The sequence below is a fragment of the Corallococcus sp. CA047B genome (assembly GCF_003612065.1).
In the GTDB taxonomy this organism is placed as follows: Bacteria; Myxococcota; Myxococcia; order Myxococcales; family Myxococcaceae; genus Corallococcus; species Corallococcus praedator.
Genome location: NZ_RAWD01000533.1, coordinates 1 through 3,615, shown reverse-complemented (window position 1 = coordinate 3,615; position 3,615 = coordinate 1). Strand labels below are relative to the sequence as shown.

The window sequence follows — 3,615 nt, the reverse complement described above, 5'->3', positions numbered from 1 at the left end:
CGATGCTCACGCTGTCGGACAGGTGGTTGACGACCCAGACCTCGTCGTTGGTGCGAGCGGCGACGGCGACCGGCTCCAGGCCCACCGGCACCGAGCCCGTGTGCGTCAGGCCGCTGGTGCCCACCTGGAAGATCTCCAGCCGGTTGTCGGGCGTGTTGACGGCGAAGAGCCACTGGCCGTTGGGAGACAGGGACAGGGGGCGGACCTGACCGCTCTCGAAGACGGTGAAGTGCTGCGCGGACGCGGTGAAGCTCAACAGCAGCAGCGCGGCGGACAGGGCTTTCGCCACGCCACGGCGCACAGCCGGGTGTCTGGGATTCATGATGTCTCTCTGGGAAGGGGGGGTGCCCCCCGCTTCGACATGGGTTGGGGCGTCTCGAACTGGGGAGCGGGTGGGCCTGGACCCGGTGGCAGTCGTTGCACGGCGCAATGACTTCCTCTCTACGCAACCAGGATGGATGGCTGGTTGCGTAGGGAGGCGGGTCACCAGTGGGACGGCAAGAAGAACCTCCGCCACTTGCGCCGGGGCCATGCATCCAGGAGCCCCCGCAGCACCTCATCCTGGACTCCCGTCACCCGGCCGACCAGCACCTCCTGGGTGCTGCGCTCGATGCGGATCTCCCCCCACTCGGGCGTCCCTTCGACGTAGCGCGCGTCCTTCGCGGCCCAGGACGTCCCGCCCGTGGCCTTCACCACGCGCGCCACGCACGCGTCGAACTCCGCCTCCGGCAACCAGCGCAGCGCCTCCACCAGCCGGTTCGCGTCAAAGCCTCGCAGCGACGTGGGCCTGCCGGTGAGGGCGCCCAGGGCTTCGGGGCCCGTGCCCTGGGGAATGAAGGACAGGCCCTGGGGGCGCAGCACGCAATGGCCGGGATGTCCTCCGAGCGTCGCGGGAAGGACGGCCACCTGCCCCCACAGGCGCAGGCCGGCGAGGGCCGCGTCACGCAGGCGCGGCAGGCGGTGCAGCTCCACGAGCGCGACCACCTCCGCGTCGTTCAACAGGCCGCGAGCGTGCAGCCGCCGGGTCCCCGTCACGCGAACGTCGAGCGTGTCTGGATCCACGCGGACGCCATCGTCGGCGATGGTGGCCCACCGCACCTCCTGGGGCTCACCGAGGACGGGAAGCCAGAGCAGCCGCTCGTTCGTGAGCCGCACCCGTCCCAGGCCCAGCACGGGCCACAACATGGGACGCAAGAGGGGCCAGAGCACCCAACGCCCGAGCGGTCCTCGCAGCACGCGAAGGATGAAGCTCGCCACGCCCACCCCGAAGCCCAGCGCGATGAGTCCCAGCCCCACCCACCGGAGGCCGGGCAACCGGGTGAGCGCGATGAGGAAGCCCAGCGCGCCCACCGCGTAGGGTGTCCAGACGGGAAGCCGTGGGAGTCCCCGGGGGAACGCAGACTCGAACCGCCGCCAGCGCGGACGCCACCAGGCGGCGGACTCGAAGGCGAGCACCTCCCCGGCGACCAGCGTCCGGCTCACCGGCTGGCGCACGAGCGCGTTGAGTCGCGTCAGCGCCTTTTCGAGCGGAAGGTCCGGAGGCACCTCGACCCAGGACTCCAGCCTGCGCCGCGCGAGCCCCGCGAGCCGCTCACGCCGCGCCGACAGCTCCCGGGCGGCCCGCAGGACCGGGACGTCCCCGGACCAGGCCTCCGACGCCGCGCGACGGTGGACGCGCTCCAGCGCCTCTTCCAGGGCCTCCGCGTGGGCCACGAGCGCGGGCACCAGCTCCGGCCGCTTCAGCAGCCCTCGCCGCCAACGCCGTCCGGACAGCAGCTTCTCCAGCTCCGCATGGGGACGCAGGGCCACGGCGATGCGTTCCGCGCGCCCTTCCAACTGGCGCTCGGTGTCGGACGCCGTGAGGTCCGCGGCATCGGTGCCAGGTCGGGGGCGATGGGATTTCAGGCCGCGAAGCATGGTCTCGCGCGGGCGCTACTTCTGGCGCTGGCGGAAGGGACCCCGGAGCCGTGGAAACCGGGCCCCCGAGGACCAGTCCCGAAGGACCGCTTCGACGGCCGCCGCCTGGGCCCACGCCCACTGGCCCTTCAACACGCTCCCGCCAGACTCGATGCGGACCTCCTTCGACGCGGACGTCCCCGGAACATGTCTTGCGGACCGCGCGTCCCAGAACGTGCCGCCGGTCGCCTTCACCACGCTCGCCACGCACGCGTCGAACTCCGCCCGGGGCAACCAGCGCAGCGCTTCCAACACCCCATCCGCGTGGAACGCCTCCAGCGAGGTGGACTTGCCGGTGATGGCTTGAAGGGCCTTCGGCCCCTGCTGTTCGGGGATGAAGGACACGCCCCCGGGGTGCAGCACGCAGTGCCCCTTCCGCGCTTCCTGCCCCCGCTCCTCGAGCGTCGCGGAGAGGATGGCCACCCGCTCCAGGCGCACCCCGCGCCGCGCCGCGCCGCGCAGGGGCGGCTGACGGTGCAACTCCAGGAGCGCGGCCACCTCCATCGCATCCAACACCGCCCGCGCATGCATTTGCCGGTCGCCCTTCACGCGCAGGTCCAGCGAGAAGTCATCCACGGTGATGCCACCATCGGGAATCGTGCCCAGGCGCACCGCCTGGGGCGCGCCGAAGGCCGGCTTCCAGAGCAGCCGCTCGCTGGTGATCCGCACCTGACCGGAGCCCAGCAGGGGCCACACCAGCGAGCGCAGGAGCGGCCACAGCACGGACCCCAGGATGGCCGCCATCAGCCCGAAGGTGACGCTCATGAAGAGCGCGGGAGCCACGTCCTCGAGTGAGAGGGGATGAGCGCCCATCAGCAGCGCGCCCAACACGCCCACCCCCACCAGCACGAAATAGGGAACCACGGAGTGGCGCCGCGTCGGATGGGGGATGAGTCCCCGCACCAGACGGCGGCCCGGATGCCAGCGGGCGTCGGTCTCGAAGGCGAGCACCTCGCCCGGGGTCAGCTCCCAGTTCGCGGACTGACGCACCCTTGCATCCAGCCGCGTCAGGACCTCTTCGAGCGGAAGGTTCGGAGGCGCTTCGGCCAGGGCCTCCAGCCTGCGCCGCGCGAGGGCGGTGAGCCGCTCACGCCGCTGCGACAGCTCGCGGGCCTCCCGCCACACGGGCGTGGACTCCTCCCAGGCCTCCGACGCCGCGCGACGGTGGACCCGCTCCAGCGCTTCCTTCAGCGCCTCCGCCTGGGCCACGAGCGCGGGCACCCGCTCCGGCTGCTTCAGCAAGGCCCGCCGCCAGCGACGACCGGACAGCAGCTCCTCCAGCTCCGCATGGGGGCGCACGGCCGCGGTGATGAGCCGCGCGCGCCCTTCAAGCTGGCGCTCGGCGTCGGACGCCGTGAGGACCGGGACGTCGGTGCTGGGTTGGAGGCGCTGGGACATCGCGCCGCGAAGCATAGCCTTGCGCGGCGGGAGTGTCTGGAGACGCGGCCTATTCGCCGGGCGTCTCCAATTCCAGACGTGCGCACTGACGCAGCACCTCCTGCGCGTCGGCGGACTCAGCGGGAGGCGGCGGAGGGGCTTCGAGCCAGGGCACGGGAGGCTGGGTGGGTGTTCCCTCGGACTCCTTGAGGAGCGCGAGCAGTTCCTTCGCGGGGTCCCTGCGAAGCGGAGGCACGGCCTGCAACGGACGCGGCGCGGGAG

3 protein-coding genes and 1 pseudogene are annotated in these 3,615 nt (G+C 72.2%); all 4 read right to left on the bottom strand.

Features of this window, described 5'->3' with window-relative positions; genetic code table 11:
* Positions 1–322, bottom strand: a pseudogene (locus D7X74_RS40490) (hypothetical protein); the annotation flags it as partial.
* 161 nt (positions 323–483) lie between these two features.
* Positions 484–1,917, bottom strand: a complete 1,434-nt coding sequence (locus D7X74_RS40485) for a hypothetical protein (protein WP_120538267.1) — start codon at positions 1,915–1,917, stop codon at positions 484–486.
* 15 nt (positions 1,918–1,932) lie between these two features.
* Positions 1,933–3,354 carry a hypothetical protein gene (locus tag D7X74_RS40480; RefSeq protein ID WP_120538266.1) on the bottom strand — a complete coding sequence of 474 codons (1,422 nt, stop codon included), beginning with the start codon at positions 3,352–3,354 and terminating at the stop codon, positions 1,933–1,935.
* 49 nt (positions 3,355–3,403) lie between these two features.
* Positions 3,404–3,615: hypothetical protein (locus D7X74_RS43355; protein ID WP_199742013.1), on the bottom strand; the 212-nt coding region annotated here is incomplete at its 5' end.